The sequence below is a fragment of the Martelella sp. genome (genome assembly GCF_984369615.1).
On the sequence record NZ_CFHTCS010000400.1, the window covers coordinates 1 to 3732 of the forward strand.

4 protein-coding genes and 1 pseudogene are annotated in these 3732 nt (G+C 62.9%); 3 read left to right on the forward strand and 2 right to left on the reverse strand.

What is annotated here, in order from left to right; genetic code table 11:
* From AC5DC2_RS21075 to AC5DC2_RS21085, 3 genes are all read left to right on the forward strand, one after another.
* A partial coding sequence (locus AC5DC2_RS21075; RefSeq protein ID WP_491699904.1) for a hypothetical protein occupies positions 1-324 on the forward strand: 324 nt, incomplete at its 5' end.
* Complete coding sequence (locus AC5DC2_RS21080) at positions 272-844, forward strand: CarD family transcriptional regulator (RefSeq protein WP_024710003.1); 573 nt, start codon at positions 272-274, stop codon at positions 842-844. The genes AC5DC2_RS21075 and AC5DC2_RS21080, both read left to right, overlap by 53 nt.
* A gap of 230 nt (positions 845-1074) precedes the next feature.
* On the forward strand, positions 1075-1938 hold the full coding sequence (locus AC5DC2_RS21085; RefSeq protein WP_491699905.1) for an RNA polymerase factor sigma-32: 864 nt from the start codon (positions 1075-1077) through the stop codon (positions 1936-1938).
* Between the two features lie 11 nt (positions 1939-1949).
* Here the strand turns inward: AC5DC2_RS21085 and AC5DC2_RS21090 are convergent, their stop codons facing one another.
* On the reverse strand, positions 1950-3443 hold the full coding sequence (locus tag AC5DC2_RS21090; RefSeq protein ID WP_491699906.1) for a M48 family metalloprotease: 1494 nt from the start codon (positions 3441-3443) through the stop codon (positions 1950-1952).
* Between the two features lie 100 nt (positions 3444-3543).
* Positions 3544-3732, reverse strand: a pseudogene (locus AC5DC2_RS21095) (thiamine ABC transporter ATP-binding protein); the annotation flags it as partial.

The window sequence follows — 3732 nt, forward strand, 5'->3', positions numbered from 1 at the left end:
CTCATTGATTTCTGCTGCTCTGCGTGCTATATACTGGTCACTGACCCAGAAAACGGCAGATTTGCCTTAAAGCCCAAGAAAGCAATCAACCCTAGCGTCGACAAAATCATTCGAAGTGCGGATGCCTTTCGGAACAAGGAATTCGTCGCGCTTTTCGTTGTCCGTTTGATGGTTACAGTGGGTGTGGCCCTCCAAACCGTCCCACCCGCCGGATCATGCATGTCCGGGACCGGCGCCCGCCGGATGCGTAACAGGGAGTTTTTAAAAGCCTATGACAGTACAACAGAAAAAGTCTGCCGGCCGCCATGGTTTCAAGACCGGTGAGTCCATCGTCTACCCCGCTCACGGCGTTGGTACGATCAACGCGATCGAGGAGCAGGAAGTGGCCGGCATGAAGCTCGAGCTTTTTGTCATCGATTTCGACAAGGACAAGATGCGCCTGAAGGTGCCGGTTGCCAAGGCCATGAGCATCGGCATGCGCAAGCTGTCGGAGACCGATTTCGTCGAGCGCGCTTTGAAAGTTGTGCAGGGCAAGGCCCGCGTGAAGCGCACCATGTGGTCGCGCCGCGCCCAGGAGTATGACGCCAAGATCAATTCCGGCGATCTGATTTCGATTGCGGAGGTCGTTCGTGATCTCTTCCGCGCCGATACCCAGCCCGAGCAGTCCTATTCCGAGCGCCAGCTTTACGAGGCGGCGCTTGACCGCATGGCGCGCGAGATCGCTGCCGTCAACAAGTTGTCGGAAACCGAGGCTGTCCGCCTCATCGAGACGCATCTTGCCAAGGGTCCCAAGCGCGGCAAGGGCGCGGATGAAGAGGACGACGCCCGCGAAGAGGCGGCCTGAGGTTTTTCGAACAGGCCTTGAACGAATGAGAAAAATCCGGCCCTGGTGGCCGGATTTTTTGCGTTTTGGCCGCCCTTCACGTTTTTGTGCGCGAAAACCTGCCGCCGGCGGTGAACCAAATGGCCGCCCGGCGCGTTTGCATGGCTGAGGAGTGCTGGGGCGGTTGCGGTTCTGACCGGGCCACCCGGTGCTCATGGCCTTGATCGTCTTGCCTTTTCGGGAGTGATGCCATGAATGTCGACGCACAGGATCACCGCATAGCCAGCGCAGCGATGGCCGCGCCCTATCTGACCCGCGAACAGGAAACGGAACTGGCGGCGCGGTGGCGCAGCAGCGACGACAGCAACGCCCGAAACGATATCGCCATGGCGCATCTCAGGCTGGTGGTCGCCATGGCCGGCAAGTTTCGCGGCTTCGGCCTTCCCAAGTCCGATCTGGTGCAGGAAGGCTATGTCGGCCTTCTTGAGGCGGCGGCCCGGTTCGATCACGAGCGCGGCGTCCGCTTCTCGACCTATGCCAGCTGGTGGGTGCGCGCCTCGATGCAGGATTATGTGCTGCGCAACTGGTCGATCGTACGCGGCGGCACAAGTTCCAGCCAGAAGGCGCTGTTTTTCAAACTGCGTCGCCTGCGCGCCAAGATTGCCGCGCGCGACCGCGGGATGAGCTCGCAGTCGATCTACGAGGAAATCGCAAAGAGCCTCGGCGTTCCGGTCTCGGATGTTCAGGTGATGGACGCGCGGCTTTCCGGCAACGACGCCTCACTGCAGGCCCCGGTCGGCGGCGAGGGCGAAGAGGGCACCGAACGCATCGATCTTCTGGTCTGCGACCAGCCGCTGCCGGAGGAGCAGGTCTCCGGCATGATCGACGGCGAGCGCCTGAGCGCCAGGCTCAAGCGCGCGCTCTCCAAGCTGTCTCCGCGAGAAAACCGGGTGATCCGCGCCCGCAAGCTGGCCGAAGACGGCGCGACGCTCGCCGAGCTCGGCGCCGAACTCGGCATCTCGAAGGAGCGGGTGCGCCAGATTGAAACGCGCGCGCTGGAAAAGCTGAAATCGGCGATGACCGCCGATAGCGGCATGATCGCCGTTACGGCCTGAGATTTCCGCGCCTATTGCGAAACGATCTTCACGTCCTGGCCGACCGAAAGGGTTGCGCCGGGGCCAAGCGCGTTCAGAACCCTGAAGAGCGCCAGCTTGCGGCTTGTCCCCATCATCTTGGCCGAGAGGCTCGCCATCGTATCGCCGGGCTGAACCTTGACGATCCGGATTCTGAGCGGCTTCAGGGCGGCAAGCTCCTGCGGCGACATCTTGTGGAAGGATGCGCGGACCGCGCCGGCAATGTCCTCCAGATAGCCGCTTCCGCGCGGCGCCGCCGTCAGCAGCCTGTAGATCTCGTTGCCGTCGCGGATCACCGTCACATCGAAGGACCAGTCACCGGCGACCGCGTGGGCCGTTGCAGCCGGCATGCCGTTGACGCTCGTGGTCTCGACCGAGCCGGGCACGAGGCCGGTCACCCAGCCGCTCTGGATATAGTCCTGAAGGTCGCGGCGGCCCTTGGCCTTCACCCCGTCGAAACGGATCGCCACATCATTGGGGCCGGTCGCCACCACGGCATTGGCCTTGTCGGTCATGGAAAAGCCGGGGGGAACCTCAAAGGCGATCTGAAGCTTCGGATGATAGAAGTTGCGATCGCGGATATAGCCCTCGTCGGCATTGCTGCCATAGAGCAGGCCATTGATCCCGTTCAGAAAATAGTCGTGCCCAACCTCTTTTGCGCCGACATTGGCGTAGAGGGCGGCCTGCTCGTCGGCAAGCTGCACGCGGCGCGGCGTATTGGGGTGGCTTGAGAGAAAGTCGAGGCTCGCATCCTCGGCGCCGGCGGATTCATACTGGGCAAAGGCGGCCATGGAGCGCAGAAACCGCGCGGCAGCCGTCGGGTCGTAACCGGCTTCGGCCAGCATGCGGATGCCGATCGCGTCGGCCTCAAGCTCCTGCTGGCGCGAGAAGGCGGCAAGCCGCATCTTGCCGCGGGCGGCAATCTGCTCCACCCCGGGCGTATCGGGCAGAACCTCGGCGATCACTTCGTTGGAAATGGCCTCGGCCTCTTCGCGGCGCTGGCGCTCGATGCCGTGATTGGCGGTTACATGCGCCATTTCGTGTGACAGCACGGCCGCGATCTCCGAGGCGTCATTGGCAAGCGCCAGAAGACCCCGGGTGACGTAGAGATAGCCGCCGGGCAACGCGAATGCGTTGATGCTCGGCGAATTGAGGATGGTGATGCGGTATGTCTGCTGCGGATTTTCCGAGACCGCCGTCAGCGCGCCGGCAATACGGGCGACAAGCCGTTCGACCTGGGGATCGCGGTACTGCCCGCCATAGGTCTCCAGGATGCGCGGATGCTCGCGCGCGCCCATGGCGGCATTGGGATCGTTGCGGGTCAGCGCCTCGACGGTCTGCTCGTTGCCGCCCGTGTCCGGCACGATGAAATAGGTGTCGGTCGTCGTGCAGGCGGAGAGCGCAAGCATGGCGGCAAGGGCAAGCGCGGCACGATGCCTGCCGGTCCGGCGGCGGTCCGTCTGCAGGCGGCCAGGATTATTGTTCATGCTTGCTGCGCCTGTCAAAACGCGACCCTTGTCCGATATGTTCATGACGGCCGTCAAGCCGCTTCTCCACTGTCATATTTGGCGTTCGCGGCCGCAAGGGTCAATAGCGCACCGAAATCGCCTCATTCTCGATGACAAGGCGGTGATCGGCGATCTCTTCGACCTCGCCGGGCTCGTGCGAGACGATCATCACGGTATTGCCGGTTTCCGCGTGCAGTTCAAGCAGGAGCGCGCCCATTTCCCCGCGCATCTCCGGGTCGAGCGCGGCAAAGGGCTCGTCGAGCAGCAG